Raw genomic sequence first — 19,833 nt, 5'->3', positions numbered from 1 at the left:
TGGAGTTGTGGTGCCCGGAAGATGATGGTCGGTCATCGTTCGTCATCCACCACAACTCCATGATCGACGGAGTGGGTCGGCGGTAGGCTCGGGCGGTGTTGCGGGCTGGGCGGCGGAGGTGTGGGCGGGGCCGGGTGGCCTCGGTCGTCGTCGCGCTGAGCTGCGCTGTCGCGGTGGGCGCGGCCGGCTGTACGGGAGATGACCGTGACGGGTTCCGGCCCGGCGCCGCCGACGTCGGCGACCCGTACGTCCCGGGGCACGGCAACGGCGGGTACGACGTCAAGAACTACAAACTCGACGTCCGCTACGACCCGGCGACCGATCGACTGACCGGCCGGGCCACCATCACGGCGACGACGACGCAGGACCTGTCCCGCTTCGACCTGGATCTGGCCGGTCTCGAGGTCGGCGCCGTCACCGTCGACGGCACCCGGGCCAGGCACCGCCGCGACGACCGCGAGCTGGTGGTGACACCGACCGACGGTCTGCCGCGCGGCCGGCCGTTCACCGTGGTGGTCGACTACGCGGGTGTGCCGACCGCCGTCACCGACGGCGAGTTGGGCAGCGGTGGCTTCCTGCACACCGCCGACGGGGCGGTCGCGCTCGGCCAGCCCGACTCCGCCGCCACCTGGTTTCCGGTGAACGACCACCCATCGGACAAGGCCAGCTACGAGCTCGCGGTGACCGTCCCGGACGGCATCTCCGCGCTGAGCAACGGGGTGCCCGGGCCGACGAGCAGCGCCGACGGCTGGACCACCTGGCGGTGGTCGGAGCGCACCCCGATGGCCAGCTACCTGAGCACGCTGGTGATCGGCGACTACCGGGTGGTGACCAGTCGGCACGCCGGCCAGCCGATGGTCACCGCGGTGGCGGCGAGCCTGCCGGTGAACGGTGGTGCGGCCCGCTCGCTCGCCCGCACCGGGGCGATCGTCGACTTCCTGGCGACCCGCTTCGGCCCGTACCCGTTCGAGTCGTACGGCGGGATCGTGGTCGCCGACGACCGGATCCGCTATGCGCTGGAGACCCAGTCCCGGCCGGTCTACGGGCCCGCCTTCTTCGCCAACGACCAACCCAACTCGGGAGTGGTCGCGCACGAGCTGGCCCACCAGTGGTTCGGCGACAGCGTGTCACTCAGCAGGTGGGGCGACATCTGGCTCAACGAGGGTTTCGCCACCTACGCCGAGTGGCTGTGGGAGGAGCACGACGGCGGCCGGACCGCGCAGCGCACCTTCGAGCTGCAGTACGCGGCGACCGACTGGTCGCAGCCGTCGGTCGAGCCGGGGCGGGAGCGGATGTTCGGTACCGCCGTCTACAAGCGTGGTGCGCTCGCCGTGCACGCGCTACGTCGGACCGTCGGCGACGACACGTTCTTCCGCATCCTGCGCACCTGGACCACCGAGCGGGCGGCGGGTAGCGCCACCACCCCGGACTTCGTCGCGTTGGCCGAACGGGTGGCCGGCAGGCAGCTGCGCCCGCTCTTCGACGCCTGGCTGGTGGGGGGCGCGGCGCCCACCCTGCCGTGACGGGGCCGTGATGATCGATCGATAGGCTGCCGGCTGCGATCGGCCCGTTGTTGCCGCTCGCGCGGAGCGGCGGAAGCTGCCTCCGCCACCGCACGGGGGAGGTTCGGAATGCGGGTGACGTGGCGCAGGGTGAGGGTCGGTGCCGGTCTGCTGGTGACCGGGGCGCTCGCGCTGTCCGGATGCGACTCCGCCGCCCCGAAGGCGGCGGCGCCGTCGCCGGGTGCGTCCCCGACGCCGTCGCGGACGTTCACCGCGGGCGCGGCCGGGGTCGGCGACTCCTACTTCCCGAGCTACGGCAACGGCGGTTACGACGTGGCGCGGTACACCGTCAAGGTGCGCTACGACCCCGAGCAGGACACGGTGACCGGCACGACCACGGTGCAGGCCACCGCCACGGCCGACCTGTCGACGTTCAACCTCGACCTGGCCGGCCTGACCGTCAGGACGGTCACCGTGGACGGCAACCCGGCCACCCACACCCGGGAGAAGAACGAGCTGGTGATCAAGCCGGCGGTCGGGCTGATCGCGGGCAACGGGTTCGTCGCCGAGATCGTGTACGAGGGCGTGCCGAAGCCGTTGAAGAACGAGGCGCTCGGTGAGGGCGGTTTCCTGCACACCCCCGACGGTGCCATCGCGCTGGGTCAGCCCGAGTCGGCGAGCACCTGGTTTCCGGTCAACGACCACCCGTCGGACAAGGCGGCGTACGACTTCGAGATCACCGTCCCGGACGGTCTGACGGCGGTCAGCAACGGCGTGCCGGGCGGTAAGGCCAGCAAGGGCGGCTGGACCACCTGGAAGTGGTCGGAGAAGTCGCCGATGGCGAGTTACCTGAGCACGGTGGTGATCGGCAGGTTCCGGGTCACCACGGCCACGCACAGGGGACGGCCGGTGTACAGCGCGGTCGCCATCGCGGCCAGTGGTTCTGCGGACTCGTCGATCGCGGAGACCGTCAAGGTCGCCGACTATCTGGAGACCGTGTTCGGGCCGTACCCGTTCGACTCGTACGGCGGTGTGGTGGTCACCGACAACCGGATCTCGTACGCGCTGGAGACGCAGAGCCGCCCGGTCTACTCCGCCGGCTTCTTCCGGCAGGGCGTGAACACCGGGGTGGTCGCCCACGAGTTGGCCCACCAGTGGTTCGGCGACAGCGTGGCACTGACCAGGTGGGAGGACATCTGGCTCAACGAGGGCTTCGCGACGTACGCGGAGTGGCTCTGGGACGAGCACGCCCTGGGGTCGACGGCCAAGCAGACGTTCGACACCCGGTACGGCCGGGCGTCGGCCCAGGTGTGGAAGACGCCGCCGGGCAAGCCGGGTGCGAAGGAGCTGTTCAGCGAGTCGGTCTACCAGCGCGGCGCGATGACGCTGCACGCGCTGCGGGTGGCTGTCGGCGACAAGGCGTTCTTCGAGATCGTCAAGACCTGGGCGGCGGAGAAGCGCAACAGCAACGCCACCACCGCCGAGTTCGTGGCCCTCGCCGAGCGGGTCTGCGGCAAGCAACTCGACGCTCTCTTCGACGCCTGGTTGTACGGCACCAGGAAGCCCGCCCCGCCGAAGCGGCTGTGAGCGGGGTCAGTTCTTGACGACCAGGGTGGGGTGGGCGGCGAGATAGGCGTCGGCGCGGCCGGCGCGCAGTTCGGTGAGAAACGTCCGCCCGACGCTGGTGATCTGTTCGCCGCGGTAGGCGCTGCCCTTGCCGACACCCGACCCGGGCAGGCCGACCAGCACGAAGCGGTCTTCCGGGACCCCGCTGAGCGCGTACGCGAGGTCGACGATCCGGCGGCCGCCGACGTAGATGAGGGTGTCGCCCAGCGCGGCGGTCACCTGGTCGACCCGCTCGGGTTGCCGGGCCAGGCCCTCGTCCAGGATCTTGCGGGTCATCGCCCGGACGAGTTGCTGCTGGTGGCGCTGCCGGTCGTAGTCGCCGTTGGCGAGGCCGTAACGCTGCCGCGCGTAGTCCAGCGCCTGCCAGCCGTTGAGGTGCTGGTTGCCCTTCTCGTAGACCTGCTGCGGGCCGGTGTATCCGCCGGGAGCGCTCTCGCGGTACTTGCCGTCCGGGCGGCGGTGCAGCGAGGCGACCCGCTGGTCGACGTAGATGTCCACCCCGCCCAGGGCGTTGACCAGCCGGTCGAACCCGTTGAAGGTGAGCACCGCGCCCGCGTCGATGCGCAGCCCCGTGTATCCGCTGACCGTGCTGCGCAGCAGCTCGTACCCCTGGGCCGCGCTCGGTTGTTTGGGCTTGCCCGGCACCCGGCTGCCGAAGCTCATGGCGTGGGTGAGCTTGGTCTTGCCGCCCTTGTAGTCGGCCTTCGGAAACGCCGGAATGTCCACCAGCAGGTCGCGGGGGAGCGAGAAGAGGTACGCCCTTCCCAGCCCCTTGGGCACGTGCAGCACCAGGACGGCGTCGGCGTGCGGCTCCCATCCGGGCGAGCTGACCCGGGTGTCCACCCCGACCAGCAGCAGGTTGAGTGGACCGGTGATGTCGGCGCCCGGCGGCGGACCGGTCGGGCTGGGGGTGGGCGTGGCGGCCGCGGACGGGCTCGGCGAGCCGGCCGCCGGGGTCGTACGCTCCGGCTTGCCGTCGCCGGTCAGCCTGGTGATCACCACCGTCCCGGCCGCGATCAGCGCGACGACGGCGAGGGCCGTCAGCCCCAGCAGCAGCCACCGTCGGCGCGGTGCCATCGACGCGAGGTTCATGGTGCTTCCTTCCCACCGGTACGGGATCAACGCTCCGACGGGCCCTCCAGGTTGCGGGCAGGAGGCACCGGGTCGGTCAGCCGGTGCATGATCGCGTGAAACTGCCGCTGGCGCGAGCGCTACTCACGGGTAATGATGCGTCCATGCGGTATGACGTGGTCGTCATCGGGTCCGGCTTCGGCGGCAGCGTCACCGCGCTCCGGCTGGCCGAGAAGGGATACTCGGTCGGCGTGCTGGAAGCCGGCCGGCGGTTCGCCGACGACGAGTTCCCGCAGACGTCCTGGCGCGCACGCCGGTTCCTGTGGGCGCCGAAGCTCGGCTGCTACGGCATCCAGCGGCTCACCCTGCTCCGCCCGGCCGACCGGCGTTCCGGCGGCGGCCTGCTCGTGCTGTCCGGAGCGGGGGTGGGCGGTGGGTCGCTGGTCTACGCGAACACCCTCTACGAGCCGCTGCCGGCCTTCTACAGCGACCCGCAGTGGCGGGACATCACCGACTGGCGGCACGAACTGGCCCGCCACTACGACCAGGCGAAGCGGATGCTCGGCGTGACCACGTACCCGGTGGACACCGGCGCGGACCGGGCCATGCGGGCGGTGGCCGAGCGGATGGGGGTGGGGCACACCTTCCACGCCACCCCGGTGGGCGTGCACATCGGCCGCCCCGGCCAGCGGGTCGCCGACCCGTACTTCGGCGGCGCCGGCCCGGAGCGCACCGGCTGCCTGCACTGCGGCTCGTGCATGACCGGCTGCCGGCACGGGGCGAAGAACACCCTGGTCAAGAACTACCTCTGGCTGGCTGAGCGGCTGGGCGCCACGGTGCATCCGCTGACCACGGTCACCGCCGTACGGCCGGCCGACGACGGCGGCTACGAGGTGCACACCGAGCGCACCGGCACCTGGCTGCGCAAGGGGCGGCAGGTGATCCACGCCGATCAGGTGGTCTTCGCCGCGGGCGCGCTCGGCACGCAACGGCTGCTGCACGCCATGAAGGACGACGGCGTGCTGCCCGGGCTCTCGCCGCGCCTCGGCGAGCTGACCCGGACCAACTCGGAGGCGATCCTGGGCGCCTCGGTGCCGCGCCAGCGGGCCCGGGCGCAGCGGTTGGACTTCAGCGAGGGAGTGGCGATCACCAGCTCGTTCCACCCCGACCCGCAGACCCACGTCGAGCCGGTCCGCTACGGGCGCGGGTCCAACGCCATGGGGCTGCTCCAGTCGCTGCTGGTCGACGGCGGGCCGCACCGGCTGCGGCGCTGGCTGGGCAGCATCGTGCGGCAGCCCGCGCTGGCCGCCCGGATGCTGTCGGTGCGCGGCTGGTCGGAGCGGACGGTGATCGCCCTGGTGATGCAGTCGGCGGACAACTCGCTGACCACCCGCGGGCGACGCGGCGCGTTCGGTCGCCGCCTGGTCACCGGCCCGGGTCACGGTGCGCCGAGCCCGACCTGGATCCCCGCCGGCAACACCGCGACGCGGCTGCTCGCCGAGGAGATCGGGGGTACGCCGGGCGGCTCGCTCACCGAGCCGTTCGACATCCCGATGACCGCGCACATCCTGGGCGGCGCGGCGATCGGGGCCACACCGGCCGACGGGGTCATCGACCCCTACCACCGGGTGTACGGGCACCCCGGCCTGCACGTGGTGGACGGCGCCGCGGTCTCGGCCAACCTCGGCGTCAACCCGTCGCTGACCATCACCGCGCAGGCCGAGCGGGCCATGTCCCTCTGGCCCAACAAGGACGACCCGGATCCGCGACCCCCGCTCGGCGGCCCGTACCGCCGTCTGGACCCGGTCCCGCCGCGCACGCCCGCCGTCCCCGCCGACGCCCCCGCCGCGCTGCGTCCCTGACCCGGCCGCCCGGCGAGCCGGCGGCGGGGACGGCGGTGACTGTCGGTAGGCTTCGTGCACATGAGCCTGCCTCGCCCCGTCCTCGTCGTGGACTTCGGAGCCCAGTACGCCCAGCTCATCGCCCGCCGGGTCCGTGAGGCGAAGGTCTACTCCGAGATCGTGCCGCACTCGATGCCGGTCGCCGAGATGCTGGCGAAGAACCCGGCCGCGATCATCCTCTCCGGCGGCCCGTCCAGCGTCTACGCGCCGGAGGCGCCGCAGATCGACGCCGGCCTGTTCACCGCGGACGTGCCGGTCTTGGGCATCTGTTACGGGTTCCAGGCGATGGCCCAGGCGCTCGGCGGCACGGTCGCGAGGACGGGCAACCGCGAGTACGGCGGCACGCCGCTGCGCCCCCGCCTTCTCGACCCCGGTGTGCTGCTCCGCGACCTGCCGGCTGACCTGCCGGTGTGGATGAGCCACGGCGACTGCGTCACCGAGGCGCCCGAGGGCTTCACGGTGACCGCCGAGTCGGCCGGTGCGCCGGTGGCCGCGTTCGAGGATCTGGCTGGTCGCCGCGCCGGGGTGCAGTTCCACCCGGAGGTCGGGCACACCGCGCACGGCCAGGAGATGCTGACCCGCTTCCTGTACGACATCGCCGGCATCGAGCCGACCTGGACGCCCGAGAACATCATCGACGAGCAGGTCGCCAGGATCCGCGCCCAGGTCGGCGACAAGGAGGTCATCTGCGGCCTGTCCGGCGGGGTGGACTCGGCGGTCGCCGCCGCGCTGGTGCACCGGGCGGTCGGTGACCAGCTCACCTGCGTCTTCGTCGACCACGGCCTGCTGCGTGCCGGCGAGGCGGAGCAGGTGGAGAAGGACTACGTGGCGGCCACCGGCATCAGGCTGAAGGTCGTCGACGCGGCGGAGCGCTTCCTCGGCGCGCTGGCCGGGGTGATCGACCCGGAGCAGAAGCGGAAGATCATCGGCCGGGAGTTCATCCGGGTGTTCGAGGCCGCGGCCCGCGAGGTCGCCTCGCACGGCGACGTCGAGTTCCTGGTCCAGGGCACCCTCTACCCGGACGTGGTGGAGTCCGGCGGCGGCACCGGCACCGCCAACATCAAGAGCCACCACAACGTCGGCGGCCTGCCGGAGGACCTGAAGTTCGCGCTGGTCGAGCCGCTGCGCACCCTGTTCAAGGACGAGGTCCGGGCGCTCGGCCTGCAGCTGGGTCTGCCCGAGGCGATGATCTGGCGGCACCCGTTCCCGGGCCCCGGGCTGGCCATCCGGATCATCGGCGCCGTCGACCAGGAGCGGCTCGACCTGCTGCGCCAGGCCGACCTGATCGCCCGTGAGGAGCTGACCGCCGCCGGCCTGGACCGCGGCGTCTGGCAGTTCCCGGTGGTGCTGCTGGCCGACGTGCGCAGCGTCGGCGTACAGGGTGACGGGCGCAGCTACGGGCATCCCGTGGTGCTGCGCCCGGTCTCCAGCGAGGACGCGATGACCGCCGACTGGTCACGGCTGCCCTACGAGGTGGTGGCCCGGATCTCCACCCGGATCACCAACGAGGTCGCCGAGGTGAACCGGGTGGTGCTGGACGTGACCAGCAAGCCGCCGGGCACCATCGAGTGGGAGTGACGCATCTCATCCGGCCGGCGGCGGGGTGGGCGGGCCCTGCGGCGCGGCGCCCGCCGGGTGCGGCCAGGCCGGCGCGCTGGCGGGCTCCTCGGGCATCAGGAACCACATGATCGGGTACGCGAACAGCGCCAGCCCGCCGGTGAGCAGGCCGCTGACCGCGAAGATCACCCGAACCAGGGTGGGGTCGACGGCGAAGTAGCGGCCGAGACCGCTGGCGACCCCGGCCACCATCCGGTCGGTCGTCGGTCGCCGGAGCTGCTTGTACGGGGCGTGGGGAGCGGTGGTGGTTGTCATGCCTCCACGGTCCGCGCTGGCACCCGGTGCGTCCTCGGTGACCGCCCGGATCCTTACCCTGACCGATCCCTGAGCGGGGCCGGACAGTCAGGAATCCGACTCTTTTCCGTTCCGGTAACCCGGCCCGGGGAGAATTTGCTTCCGTGACCACCTTGCTGGAGCCGCTCCGCAGGATCGCGGCATACGCAGTTTGTGCTGACTCAGAGGGCCGGTTTCTGCTGGTCCGCGCATCGGAGCGTTCCGGCACCCCGGGCACGTGGTCGCTGCCGGGCGGCGCGGTCGACCACGGCGAGGACCCGAACCACACGGTGGTCCGGGAGACCGCCACCGAAACCGGCCTCTCGGTCGCCGTCTCGGGCCTGGCCGACGTGCTCGCCGACATGCGGGCGCTCCCGGAGCGGGGCATCACCATCCACACCGACCGGCTGATCTACCGCGTGGCGGTGCGTGGCGGCACGCTGGCCGACCGGGTCGGTGACCGTCCCACCGACCTGGCTCGCTGGTACACCCTCGAAGAGGCGCGTCAGTTGCCGTTGCGCTCGTTCACCGCGCGTGCCCTCGGGCTGCCCGCCTCCTCGGCCGACGTGGTGCCCGACGAGACGCCCGACTTCCCCTCCTTCTACGCGGTTCCCGGCCCGGACGGGCTGCACCGGGCGCAGCGCTTCGCCGCGTACGCGGTGGTCACCGACCCGGACGGGCGGGTGCTGCTCACCCGGATCTCCGACGGCTACCCGGGTGCCGGCTGCTGGCACCTGCCCGGCGGCGGTACGGACTACGGCGAGCAGCCCGGCGCGGCGCTGATCCGGGAGCTGGTCGAGGAGACCGGGCAGACCGGCCGCCTGGTGGAGCTACTCGGGGTGGCCAGTCACCGCGACGCCGCCTCGCTCGGCCCGGAGGGTTACCCGATCGACTGGCACGGCGTACGCGCCTTCTACCGGGTGGTGGTCGATCAGCCCGCCCCGCCCATCGTGGGCGACGTCGGCGGCTCCACCTGCGAGGCCCGCTGGTTCGCCCGCGAGGAGCTGGCCGCCCTCCCCACCAACCGCCTGACCGAGGTGACAACCGAAGCGGTCAACGCAGCCCAACTGACCTGACCCTCCAGGCGCCTCCCTCGCCGTTGATCATGAGGTTGACGGTGCGAAAAGTCCGTCTCGGTGCCGCTAACCTCATGATCGATGGGGTCGACGAGGTGGGAGTGGGTCGAGTGGAGCAGCGGCGGCGGGTTGGGGCGTACGGCGTGCTGCGGGACGAGCGTGGGCGGGTGTTGCTGGCGCGCAGGTCGGACAGGCGCCCGTATCCGGGGGTGTGGCAGCTTCCCGGCGGCGGAATCGAGCACGCCGAGCACCCGGCCCGGGCCGTCGAGCGCGAGTTCGTCGAGGAGACCGGGCTGGTCGTCGCGGCAGGCGTGCTCCGGGCGGCGGTCGCCGATGTGGCCGCCTTCCCCGATGACGGTGTCACGGTGCACACCGACCAGCTGATCTTCGACGTCGAGGCGCGCGGTGGTGAACGTCGGCCGGAGCCGGCCGACGGCAGCGACGAGCTGGCCTGGTTCAGCCCGGACGAAGCGGCGGCCGTGCCACTGGTGCCCTTCACCGCCGAGTTGTTCGGGCTGCCGGCGTCGCCCCTGCCGACCGACCTGCCCCGGGTGCTGCCACCCGGCCCGGCCGCGCCCGACAGCGACCGCCGGCTGCGCTTCGGGGCGTACGGGCTGGTCACCGACCCGGTGGGGCGGATCCTGCTCACCCAGATCGCGGAGGGCTATCCGGGGGCCGGCAGGTGGCACCTGCCCGGTGGCGGCACCGATCACGGCGAGCAGCCGACCACCGGCCTGCTCCGTGAGCTGGTCGAGGAGGGCGGCCAGCTGGGCCGGGTGGTGGAACTGCTCGGCGTGGACAATCTGCACAACCCCGCCGCTCTCGGCCCGGAGGGTCGTCCCCTGGACTGGCACGGGGTACGGGTGATCTATCGGGTGCTGGTGGACGTACCTACCGACGCGGTGGTCACCGAATCCCTCGGCGGCTCGACGGCCCGGGCCGGCTGGTTCTCCTCGGAGCAGGCCGCCCACCTGCCGTTGACCGGTATCGCTGCCTCGGCAATCGGACAGCTGGCGCGGTAACACCCCGCTCGGTGAGCCGAGATGGTGACCCTCCGGTACAGTCAGAGGAGGGAATGGTGGAGGAAACGGGCGATGAAGCCCAGCATGGGAATAAGAGAGCGGTTCGCGCGGTTTAGGCCAGATATAAGTACCGCCGGTAGCTATCGCCAAGTCCTGTTCCCTCATGCGATGGTGTACTCCGCAAAACGGCTGCCGGGCCACGCACGGTCCGGCACGAGACAGCCGGACACCCGCCCCACGGCGGTCAGCCGATCCGGTGATGGAGGAAACGTGCCGAGAGCCCCATGGCGCCGGCGTCGTACGACTGACAGTCCGCGCCCCGCAGGGCGTCGCTGGGCGGGCCGGTTGCGCCGCAGCAGCACGTTCGCCCGCCAGGTGCTGCTGGTGCGGGTGGGTCGCCGCGACGGTGACCTGCACACCACCGACGTGGCGCTGCCCGAGCACCGCTACGCCGGTCGGCAGCGCCGCCGCTACGGCCTGGACCGGCTCGGCCGGTCGTCACTCGAGGTCGGCCGGGCCGACATCGAGGCGGTCATGCCGGTCAGTCCGGCGCTGCCGCACCTGGCACACGCCGACGAGACGCCGGCCGGGTCGATCCCGCTGCTCCCCGGCGAGCGCACGATCGCCCGCCGGATGAAGTTCGGCCTCGTCAACGCGTGCACCCTGGCCAGCCTGATGCTCGGCATGCTGGCCATCTTCCAGGCCATGCAGGGCGAGGTGCGCATCGCCGCGCTCTGCCTGATCGCCTGCGTCGCCTTCGACGGCCTGGACGGCGCGCTGGCCCGCCGGCTCGGCGTGGCCAGCCCGTTCGGCGCACAGATGGACTCGCTGGCCGACATGTGCTCCTTCGGCCTCGCCGCACCGGTCGTGGTCTACGCCTCGCTCGCCGGCTCCGTCTCGACGGCCGCCGCGGCCGTGGCCTGCGCCCTGGTCGCGGCATGTGCCGCGATCCGGTTGGCCCGGTTCAACGTCTCGCCGAAGGACGGTCGATTCTTCTGCGGGGTGCCCACCACCATGGCGGCCGCGGTGCTCGCCACGACCGTCGCCATCGGCCTGCCGGTGCCCGGCTTCGTGCTGGTCGCCGGGGTGGCGCTGCTCGCCTTCGCGATGGTCTCCAGCTTCCCGTACGCCAAGCTCGCCCGGCTGGTCAAGCTGCCGCCATGGCTCTGGTTGGCCCCGGTCATCGGCGCGCTGGTCGACGTTCGGCTCACGTTCGCCCTGATCGTGGTGGGTTACCTGGTCAGCGGGCCGGTGCTCTGGCTGCGCCAGCGGCACACCGCCTGAGCTTCCGCACACGTCACGGGGCGCCGCGAACAGCGGCGCCCCGTTTCGTCGGAGGCGTCAGCGCCAGCGGGCGATGACCGTCGACCCGCCGACGACCTTGTCGCCCGGCCCGACCAGCGGCTCGGCGGCCTCGGCCGGCAGGTAGACGTCGGTCCGCGAGCCGAACCGGATCAGCCCGAAGCGCTCGCCCTTCGCGAGCAGCGCGCCGATCGGCGCGCGCTGCACGATCCGGCGGGCGATCAGACCGGTCCGCTGCGCGACCACCACCGTGCCGCGGGAGGTGTCCAACACGGTGTACGCGGCAACGTTGTGCTCGGCGTCCGGCTTCATGGCATTGACGAAGCCGCCATCGGCGACGAAGTAGTCCACCACCTTGCCGGCGACCGGAGCCCGGTTGACGTGCACGTCCAGCACCGACAGGAAGACCGCGACCCGCAGCCACTCGCCGTCGCCGAAACGCTCGTCGTGCAGTCGCTGCACCGACAGGACCTGCCCGTCCGCGCTGGCGACCACGGCGCTCGGGTCCTCCGGAACGTCCCGCTCCGGGTCCCGGAAGAACGCGGCGACCGGCCCGGCGGCCAGGGCCGGCAGCAGCCAGAGCTTCGACGAGGGACGCGCCACCCGGGCCAGCACGGCCAGGCCGAGCGTGATGCCCGCCGCTGCCACCCCGTTGGAGTCGATGTGCATACCCCGCGTCAACGGCACGCTCGACGGCCGGTACGCCGGGGCCATCCGGTCGGCCTCGACGGCGCTGGCCGGGGTGAACCGCAGCCGGTAGACCCGCACCGGCGGCGAGTTGCGCAGCACCAGGTCGGCACCGACACCGTAGAGGGCGTCCTGCCGGGAGAGCTCGGCGGCGGCGCCGGTGGTCCGGCCGGGCGTTGCGGTGGTGGCAACGCTCAACACCGCGCCGTCGGCGAGGTGCTTGGCCATGGCCTCGATGCCGTTGCGGGTCTCCTCGGCGGTGCCGGTGAACACCTCACCGGCGATGACCACCCCGGCCGCCTCCGCCTCGGCCAGCGAGTCGACCACGCGTACCCGATCGGCGACCCACCGGCCCTGGGCGGTGACGTGCTCGCGGAGCACGGTTGCGCCGGACACCTCGGCGGGCACCACGGTGAGCCGGTCGCCGGGGAGGAGCGCCTCGATCGCCGCGGCCAGCACCGCGGATTCGGGGCTCGCGCCGACCAGCAGGGCGGTCTTGGCATCGTTGATCCGGGCCAGTTCGGTGACGAGCGTACGGGCGGCTCGCTCGCCGATGCGGACCGGACCGGACCGACCGGTGGAACGCACGGCGGGGGACTGGGTCATGTCGGGCGGGCTCCTGACGGGGTAGAGACGGGGATCGCGGCGGGACCGCCACGGCGGGACGGGCCGGCCGGCGGAGGCGATATCTCCACCGGCCAGCATATGCGCCTGCCCGCGTCGGCCGCACCGCCGTGGCGTTCGGCCGACGCGGGCAGGCGCAGGGTCAGGAGTCCCGCCGCTGTTCCTCCCGCTCGTCCGCCGGGCGGTCGCCGACCGGCTCGACCCGGGTCGGCTCACCGGCCGGCCGGGCGGGGATCCCGCTGGTCGCCTCGTCGGCCCCGTCGCCGGGCTGCCCCGAGATCGGCGCGGTCTGCTGCTCCGGCGCGGAGTGGGCCAGCCAGGCCGGGTGGATCACCTCCGCCGTCGGCGTCTCCGGCGTCCGCATTTCACCGGTCGGCGCCTCCGGCGCCCGTACCTCCGCGGTCGGCGCCTCCGGCATCGATCCCGGCACGGAAGCGTCCCAGGTGGAGCCTGCGGCGTCCCAGGGTGGCAGGCCGGCGCCGGACGTCGGCGCGGAGGCTCCGGAAACCGGTGCGGCGGGCTCGGTGGCCACCGCCTGCCCGGTCGGCTCCGGTCCGCTCGGCTCCGGTCGGCCCGACCGGCCGGAGCGCAGCGCACCGACCAGCCCGAACACGCCGATCAGGATCAGCGCGCCGGCCAGGAACCAGCCGACCGGCGGTAGCGCGAGCCCGAGCAGTTGGGCGAGCAGCCACCAGGCCGACAGCGCCAGAAACAGCAGCCCGAAGGCGAACGACACCAGGTCCGTACGGTGGGCCTTCACCGGGTCACCTCCAAATTGCCGGCATTGACGTGGATGTCCAGGCGGAGCTTTCCGCCCCCGGCCCCGTCGGCGCCGAGGTCGGTCGACTCCCGCAGGCGGCCGTCCAGCCCACCCGATCGGTTGCCGAAGATGGTGGCGTCGCCCGCGTTGACGTCGGCCACCGTGGTGACGTCCACGTTCGGCGGAACGACCACGGTCGCCTGCCCGAAGTTGATCGCGACGGTCACCTGGGTCTCCCGCTGGGAGAAGTCGATCCCGCGCAGGTCGAGCACGGCGTCACCGAAGCTGTTCTCGTACCGGGTGGCGAGGTCGCGGATGTCGGTGGGTGCCCAGGTGACCGCGCCGTCGACCCCGCGGATCCGGTCGTACGACTCGGCGACCGTTGCCGTTCCCAGCGCGGCGGCGGTCACCAGGCCGAGCGCGATCAGCCAGCGTGCCCGGCCGAACCAGGTGCCGACCAGCAGGCCCAGCGCGATCGTCGCCAACGCTGCCGCGAAGTACGCCGACGCGCCGACGTCGAAGACGTCCAGCAGGTCGAGCAGGGCGACCACGCCGAGGGCCAGGAAGATCAGCGAGAAGGTCACCGCACCGAGCGGGGAGCGCTCACGGGGTCGTTTCGGCGGCTTCGGTGGCTTGGGCGGGCGGTACGCGGCCGGGGCCGGCGAGGCGTACGGGCCGTGCGGCGCGAACGGGGGGCGGTATCCGGCCGGTGGTGGTGGCGCGACCGGGTAGCCGGACGGGGCAGCGGGTGCGCCGGTCACCGGCGCTGACGGCCACCCGGCGCTGGGCGTGCCCGTGCTGGGCCAGCTCGGCGCGGCGGTGGTGGGCACCGACCAGCCGGCCTGCGGCCCCGTCGCGCCATCCGGCTGCCCGGACACCGGACCCACGCCGGACACCGGCCCGACCCCGGACACCGGTTGCGTAGTCGGCTCCGCACCAGCGGTCGGCTGTGCGCCGACGACCGGGGAGGGCGCGGTCGGCGGTCCGCCCGTGGTGACGTACACCGGATCGCCGCCGGCCGGGGGCGCGGTGGACAGCGGGCCGGCGGAGGGCACGGTGCCGTAGGCCGGCGCCGGCCAGGTGACCGGCGGGACCGGCCCGGGTGGCGTACCGACCGGTCCGGCGGGCGTGGGGCCGCCCGGTGTGCCGGGTTGTGGCCCTCTGCTGTCCCGGTTGAGCAACAGTGCACCGCCGATCAGGATGGCCGCGCCGAGCAGCACGGCGCGGAAGGCGTCGGTGACGATGTAGCCGAAGCTCGCCGCGACCAGGATGCCCAGGATGATCACCGTCACCGGTGACATGCTGGACCGGCCGCGCCCGAGCATGGACTCCACCGGCGACGCGGTGTCACCCTCGTTGGGGATGATCAGCCAGGCGGCGACGTACACCAGGATGCCGATGCCGCCGAAGAACCCGAGCACCGCGAGCAGCACCCGCCAGAGCACCGGATCGGTGTTGGTGGCTCGTCCGATCGCCGCGCAGACCCCCGCCAGGTACCGCCCGTCCCGCGGCCGGACCAGCCCGTACCGCGAGGTGAAGCCGGTGCCGCCCAGCGGCGGTGGCGGCGCGGACGGACCGGGACCCCCCGGCCCTGGCGGTGTGCCACCGGGGCCGTAGCCGGTTCCGGGCGCGAAGCCGGCGTGAGGGTCGTGTCCTCCGCCGCCGGGCACGTGGCCCGCACCGGTCGGGTAGCCCGGTGCGTGGTGGCCCGCCGGGCCGGTGTCGAACCTCGTGGCGGCACCGGCGGGCGGGCCGAACGTGGTGGGCTCGGTCCAGCCGGCGGGCGTCGCGGCTGGTGGGGGCGGTGTCGCACCACCCGGCTGTGCCGGCCCGGGACGGGGCGGCGGGGCAGCTTCCTCGGTCATGCCTCGATCCTGCTGCCCCGTCCGCCCGAACGACCTCAGGAGGTGACCCTGACCCCACCCTGAGATCCGGGCGGCCGGGATGTCGGGGGCGTCCCCGTGGTCCCGGAGCGCCGCAGCGTGTGACGATCGGATCAACCAAGCTCGACCAGCGCACCACCGTGACCAGGGAGCCTCCGATCAGCACCGTGACCCCGCCCCCGCGCCTGTACCGCGCCCCCGAGCACCGGATGGCCGCCGGCGTCGCCGCCGGCATCGCCGACCATCTCGGCATCTCGGTGCTGCGGGTACGGGTGGCGTTCATGGTGCTGCTCGGGCTGAGCGGGCTCGGCCTGCTGCTCTACGCGGCCTTCTGGGCGGTGGTGCCGCTGCGGCCCGGTGACACCGCGGTGCCGCCCCGACGCGACGTGGCCCAGCTCCTGCCGTTCGTGGGGATCGGGCTCGGTGTCCTGCTGATCCAGGTGATGGTCTTCGACTCGGTCGGCGCGGCGGGCACCGCCGGCTGGCTGGTGGCCATCATCGCGGTCGGCGCCGGTGTCATCTGGCACCAGTCCGCACCCGAGCGGCGCCGGCAGTGGAGCGACACCATGCCGGTGCCGTGGCTCGGCGCGGTCGTCGAGGAGACCGACCGGCGGGCCTTCGTCCTCCGGTTCATCGGCGGCGGAGTGCTGGTCGCGGTCGGCATCATCGGTGTCGCGGCTGTCTACTCGCCCGCGCAGAACTTCGACGCGATCATCAACGGCGTGATCTTCGCGCTGGTGGGGCTCGCGGGCGTCGGTGTGGTCGCCGCGCCGGTGCTCTGGCGGACGTACAGCCAGCTCCGTTCGGAACGCGAGGGGCGCATCCGCGAGCAGGAGCGGGCCGAGTTGGCCGCCATGGTGCACGACCAGGTGCTGCACACGCTGGCCCTGATCCAGCGCAACGCCGGCGACGTCAAGATGGTGCAGCGGTTGGCCCGAGGACAGGAGCGTTCGCTGCGCAACTGGCTCTACAAACCCACCGCGTCGCCGAACGAGCGCTTCGCCGCCGCCCTGGAACAGGCCGCGGCCGAGGTCGAGGACACCTTCGCGATCACGGTGGAGGCGGTGGTGGTCGGCGACCGGGAGACCGATGAGCGGGTCGGCGCACTGGTCGCCGCCACCCGCGAGGCGTTGGTGAACGCGGCCCGGCACGCCGAGGTGCAGACGGTGTCGCTGTATGCCGAGGTGGAGCCCGATCAGGTCAGTGTCTTCGTCCGGGACCGGGGAAAGGGCTTCGATCCGGATACCGTGGAGGACCACCGGCACGGCGTACGCGGCTCGATCGTCGGGCGGATGAAGCGGCACGGCGGACGGGCCGAGATCCGGTCCGCACCGGGGGAGGGGACGGAGGTCCGGTTGATCCTCTCGATCTCCCGGGACTCGTCCGCAGCGGAGAGGAACAAGTGACCATGGCCGAGCACTCGATGGAGCAACCCGACCCGACGGACGCCCGCCCCGAGCGGTTGCGGGTGTTCCTGGTGGACGACCATGCCATGTTCCGAGCCGGGGTACGTGCGGAGCTGGGTGCCCACGTCGACGTGGTGGGCGAGGCGAGCACCGTGGCCGAGGCGGTCAGTCGGATCGCCGCCACCGGACCGGACGTGGTGCTCCTCGACGTGCACATGCCCGACGGCGGCGGGCGCGCCGTGCTGGAGGCGATGCGGCGCAGCCACCCGCAGGTCAAGTTCCTGGCGTTGAGCGTCTCCGACGCGGCGGAGGACGTGATCGGGCTGATCCGAGCCGGTGCCCGGGGATATGTCACCAAGACCATCTCTCCCGACGAACTGACCGCCGCGATCCGCCGTGTCGCCGACGGTGATGCCGTGTTCAGTCCGCGGCTGGCCGGGTTCGTGCTGGACGCCTTCGCGGCCCGCCCGGACGCCCCGGTGGCCGACCCGGAGCTGGACCAGCTCACCAACCGGGAGCGGGAGGTGCTGCGACTGCTGGCCCGGGGTTACGCGTACAAGGAGATCGCGAAGGAGTTGTTCATCTCGATCAAGACGGTGGAGACGCACGTCTCCAACGTGCTGCGCAAGCTCCAGATGTCCAACCGGTACGAGCTCTCCCGGTGGGCGGCGGACCGCCGGCTCGTGTGACCTGTTCCTCACCTGGCAACGGATGATGATCAGAGATTCCGCCCCGGTGCCCTCATCCACCCAGTCGGCGATGGTGCCCGTGCAGCCGGAGTCGACATCCCCCGCACGGGTGACGGGGGTACGCGCCGCACGGGTGCCGGAGAAGCACGGGGGCGAACGCCGGAAAGCTCACAGAACCCGCGTCCGCGCCGTTCGACAGGGCCCGGCTGGGTCACGTTCCCCCTGCTCAGAGCCACCCCGCCACACCGCTTTATGATCATTTTTCAAGTATCGGCAACGTGGCGAGCAACTAACGGCTTGATAACGGCATCTTCACGGAAGAGGCCAGTGGGTGTCACAGTGGCAGCACCTCACCCTCGGTGTGTGGCACTCCGTACGGTCCACGACCACGACCCTCCGCTTTCCGCGACGGTTCGTGGCTGTGCCGCCTGCGTCGGGTCGCGCCTCGTCGGGTGGGGAGCCCGGCGGATCGGAACATCAGGGGTGTCCCCAACTTCCCTGTGGTCCCGGCGACCCGCGCCCCGGGGTGGTCGGGCGGTGTCACCCCCCAGACGTGCGTGAAACCCACGACGGAACCAGGTCTTAGAAAGAGGAGGCCCCTCGGAATGAGAGTCTCGAAGCGGGCGACGGGCGCAATCGCGCTCAGCGCGGCTGCCGTGCTTGTCGCGAGCGGTTGCTCGAGCAACAGCAGCGGCGGCGGCGACGCTGCCAGCAAGGACGGCTCGATCGTCGTCCACGGCGTCCAGCCGGAGAACCCGCTGGTTCCGTCGAACACGACGGAGACCGGCGGCGGCAAGATCATCGACTGGATGTTCACCGGCCTGGTCGAGTACCCGAATGACGGTGGGGCCCCGCGCAACGCGCTGGCCGAGTCCATCGACACCAAGGACTCCAAGGTCTTCACGATCAAGATCAAGAAGGGTACCAAGTTCCACGACGGTACCGAGGTGAAGTCGAAGAACTTCGTCGACGCCTGGAACTGGGCCGCCTACTCGCCGAACGGCGCGCAGAACGGCTCCTTCTTCGCCGACATCCAGGGCTTCGACCAGACCTACACCACGGACCCGGACGGCCCGGACGGCCCGAAGAAGGCCCCGGCGCCGACGGCCGAGAAGCTGTCCGGCCTGAAGGTCATCGACGAGCAGACCTTCGAGGTCACCCTCGCCGCGCCGACCGCGGTCTTCCCGACCAAGCTCGGCTACAGCGCCTACATGCCGCTTCCGGACGTGTTCTTCACCCAGAAGCCCGAGGACTTCGGCAAGAAGCCGATCGGCAACGGCCCGGTCAAGTTCGTGTCGTGGGAGGACAACGTCCTCATCAAGCTCACGCGCTTCGACGACTACAACCTGCGCGACAAGATGAAGATCAAGGACGTCGACGTCAAGCTGTACCAGGACGAGAACGCCGCGTACAGCGACGTGCTCGCCAACAACCTGGACTTCCTGGAGTCGCTTCCCACCTCGGCGCTCGCCGGTGACAAGTGGAAGACCGACCTCGGTGAGCGGGGCCTGAACACCACCACGCCGACCACCGCGCTGATCGCGTTCCCGATCTACGACAAGCGCTACCAGAACCCGAAGCTGCGTCGTGCCGTCTCGCTGGCGATCAACCGGCAGGACATCTCGGACAAGATCTTCTTCGGTACCCGTAAGCCGGCCGACAGCTGGGCGAACCCGCTGACCCCGGGCGCCAAGCCGGGCAACTGCACCGCCTGCAAGTACGACGTCGCCCAGGCCAAGCAGCTGCTGGCCGAGGCCGGTGGCTTCACCGGTGAGATGGTCTTCTACTACAACAGCGACTCCAGCCACAAGGACTGGATGGACGCCGTTGCGCAGCAGGTCAAGACCAACCTGAACATCAACGCTCGCGCCGAGGGCGTGCCGACCTTCGCGGTCTTCCGCCAGAACATCAACGCGCACAAGATGACCGGCCCGTACCGTGCCGCCTGGCAGCAGGACTACCCGGACGTGGAGAACTGGATCAACCCGCTCTACGTCACCGGTGGCTCCTCGAACGACGGTCTGTACAGCAACCCGGAGGTCGACGCTCTGGCGAAGACCGCTGGTGCCGCGCCGAGCCTGGATGCCTCGCACGAGGCGTTCTCCAAGGCCGTCGAGCTGGTCGACAAGGACGTCCCGAGCATCCCGATCTACTTCTACGGCCAGCAGTCCGGCCACTCGGAGAAGATCAAGAAGCTTCAGCTGAACAACGTCGGCGAACTCGACATCACCTCGGTCGAGCTCTGATCCGTACGGTCTGACCCCGGGTCGGGCTCGCCACATCCGGTGAGCCCGACCCGGGGCCGTTCCGCGAGTGGTGTTACAACACGTCACTCGCCACGTTGTCACCACCGTGTCGGCCGTCCGACGCGCCCCCTGTCTGGAGGACCACCCC

14 protein-coding genes and 1 pseudogene are annotated in these 19,833 nt (G+C 71.9%); 10 read left to right on the top strand and 5 right to left on the bottom strand.

Annotated elements, in window-relative coordinates:
• Positions 1 to 134: 134 nt before the first annotated feature.
• Together ACLJN9_RS15120 and ACLJN9_RS15115 are read left to right on the top strand one after the other, a co-directional pair.
• Positions 135 to 1,523, top strand: coding sequence for a M1 family metallopeptidase (locus tag ACLJN9_RS15120; RefSeq protein ID WP_410811932.1), 1,389 nt, complete (start codon positions 135 to 137; stop codon positions 1,521 to 1,523).
• A 108-nt stretch (positions 1,524 to 1,631) separates the two neighbouring features.
• On the top strand, positions 1,632 to 3,089 hold the full coding sequence (locus tag ACLJN9_RS15115) for a M1 family metallopeptidase (protein ID WP_410811931.1): 1,458 nt from the start codon (positions 1,632 to 1,634) through the stop codon (positions 3,087 to 3,089).
• A gap of 6 nt (positions 3,090 to 3,095) precedes the next feature.
• Here ACLJN9_RS15115 and ACLJN9_RS15110 read toward each other — a convergent pair whose 3' ends face one another.
• The gene (locus tag ACLJN9_RS15110) at positions 3,096 to 4,220 is read right to left on the bottom strand and encodes an LCP family protein (RefSeq protein ID WP_410811930.1); all 1,125 of its coding nucleotides are present in this window, start codon (positions 4,218 to 4,220) and stop codon (positions 3,096 to 3,098) included.
• 143 nt (positions 4,221 to 4,363) lie between these two features.
• Between ACLJN9_RS15110 and ACLJN9_RS15105 the strand changes: the two genes are divergently transcribed.
• Complete coding sequence (locus ACLJN9_RS15105; RefSeq protein ID WP_410811929.1) at positions 4,364 to 6,061, top strand: FAD-dependent oxidoreductase; 1,698 nt, start codon at positions 4,364 to 4,366, stop codon at positions 6,059 to 6,061.
• A gap of 60 nt (positions 6,062 to 6,121) precedes the next feature.
• Positions 6,122 to 7,678: a glutamine-hydrolyzing GMP synthase gene (gene guaA, locus ACLJN9_RS15100; protein WP_410811928.1), complete on the top strand. Its 1,557-nt coding sequence runs from the start codon at positions 6,122 to 6,124 to the stop codon at positions 7,676 to 7,678.
• Positions 7,679 to 7,684: 6 nt separating this feature from the next.
• On the opposite strand, the gene ACLJN9_RS15095 is transcribed toward guaA, so the two are convergent.
• The gene (locus ACLJN9_RS15095; RefSeq protein ID WP_410811927.1) at positions 7,685 to 7,972 is read right to left on the bottom strand and encodes a PspC domain-containing protein; all 288 of its coding nucleotides are present in this window, start codon (positions 7,970 to 7,972) and stop codon (positions 7,685 to 7,687) included.
• A 143-nt stretch (positions 7,973 to 8,115) separates the two neighbouring features.
• Between ACLJN9_RS15095 and ACLJN9_RS15090 the strand changes: the two genes are divergently transcribed.
• The 3 genes from ACLJN9_RS15090 (at position 8,116) to ACLJN9_RS15080 (ending at position 11,372) form a co-directional block, all read left to right on the top strand.
• On the top strand, positions 8,116 to 9,066 hold the full coding sequence (locus tag ACLJN9_RS15090) for an NUDIX hydrolase (protein ID WP_410811926.1): 951 nt from the start codon (positions 8,116 to 8,118) through the stop codon (positions 9,064 to 9,066).
• 110 nt (positions 9,067 to 9,176) lie between these two features.
• Positions 9,177 to 10,088, top strand: coding sequence for an NUDIX hydrolase (locus ACLJN9_RS15085; protein WP_410812003.1), 912 nt, complete (start codon positions 9,177 to 9,179; stop codon positions 10,086 to 10,088).
• A gap of 345 nt (positions 10,089 to 10,433) precedes the next feature.
• Entirely contained in the window at positions 10,434 to 11,372 is a 939-nt protein-coding gene (locus tag ACLJN9_RS15080; protein ID WP_410811925.1) for a CDP-alcohol phosphatidyltransferase family protein, read from the top strand.
• A 57-nt stretch (positions 11,373 to 11,429) separates the two neighbouring features.
• On the opposite strand, the gene ACLJN9_RS15075 is transcribed toward ACLJN9_RS15080, so the two are convergent.
• The 3 genes and pseudogenes from ACLJN9_RS15075 to ACLJN9_RS15065 form a co-directional block, all read right to left on the bottom strand.
• On the bottom strand, positions 11,430 to 12,683 hold the full coding sequence (locus ACLJN9_RS15075) for a phosphatidylserine decarboxylase (protein WP_410811924.1): 1,254 nt from the start codon (positions 12,681 to 12,683) through the stop codon (positions 11,430 to 11,432).
• Between the two features lie 532 nt (positions 12,684 to 13,215).
• A pseudogene (locus ACLJN9_RS15070) lies at positions 13,216 to 13,461 on the bottom strand (hypothetical protein); the annotation flags it as partial.
• A complete protein-coding gene (locus ACLJN9_RS15065) occupies positions 13,458 to 15,326 on the bottom strand; it encodes a PspC domain-containing protein (protein WP_410811923.1) in 1,869 nt (622 codons plus the stop codon). The gene ACLJN9_RS15065 and the pseudogene ACLJN9_RS15070, both read right to left, overlap by 4 nt.
• A gap of 158 nt (positions 15,327 to 15,484) precedes the next feature.
• Between ACLJN9_RS15065 and ACLJN9_RS15060 the strand changes: the two genes are divergently transcribed.
• From ACLJN9_RS15060 to ACLJN9_RS15050, 3 genes are all read left to right on the top strand, one after another.
• Positions 15,485 to 16,750, top strand: coding sequence for a PspC domain-containing protein (locus ACLJN9_RS15060; RefSeq protein WP_410812002.1), 1,266 nt, complete (start codon positions 15,485 to 15,487; stop codon positions 16,748 to 16,750).
• Between the two features lie 2 nt (positions 16,751 to 16,752).
• Positions 16,753 to 17,439: a response regulator gene (locus ACLJN9_RS15055; protein WP_410811922.1), complete on the top strand. Its 687-nt coding sequence runs from the start codon at positions 16,753 to 16,755 to the stop codon at positions 17,437 to 17,439.
• A 605-nt stretch (positions 17,440 to 18,044) separates the two neighbouring features.
• Entirely contained in the window at positions 18,045 to 19,685 is a 1,641-nt protein-coding gene (locus tag ACLJN9_RS15050; protein WP_410811921.1) for an ABC transporter substrate-binding protein, read from the top strand.
• Positions 19,686 to 19,833 lie beyond the last annotated feature (148 nt).

Source organism: Micromonospora sp. 067-2, assembly GCF_046549295.1.
GTDB lineage: Bacteria > Actinomycetota > Actinomycetes > Mycobacteriales > Micromonosporaceae > Micromonospora.
The sequence above is the reverse complement of the archived record's forward strand: the minus strand, read 5'-3'. Positions and strand labels throughout refer to the sequence as shown.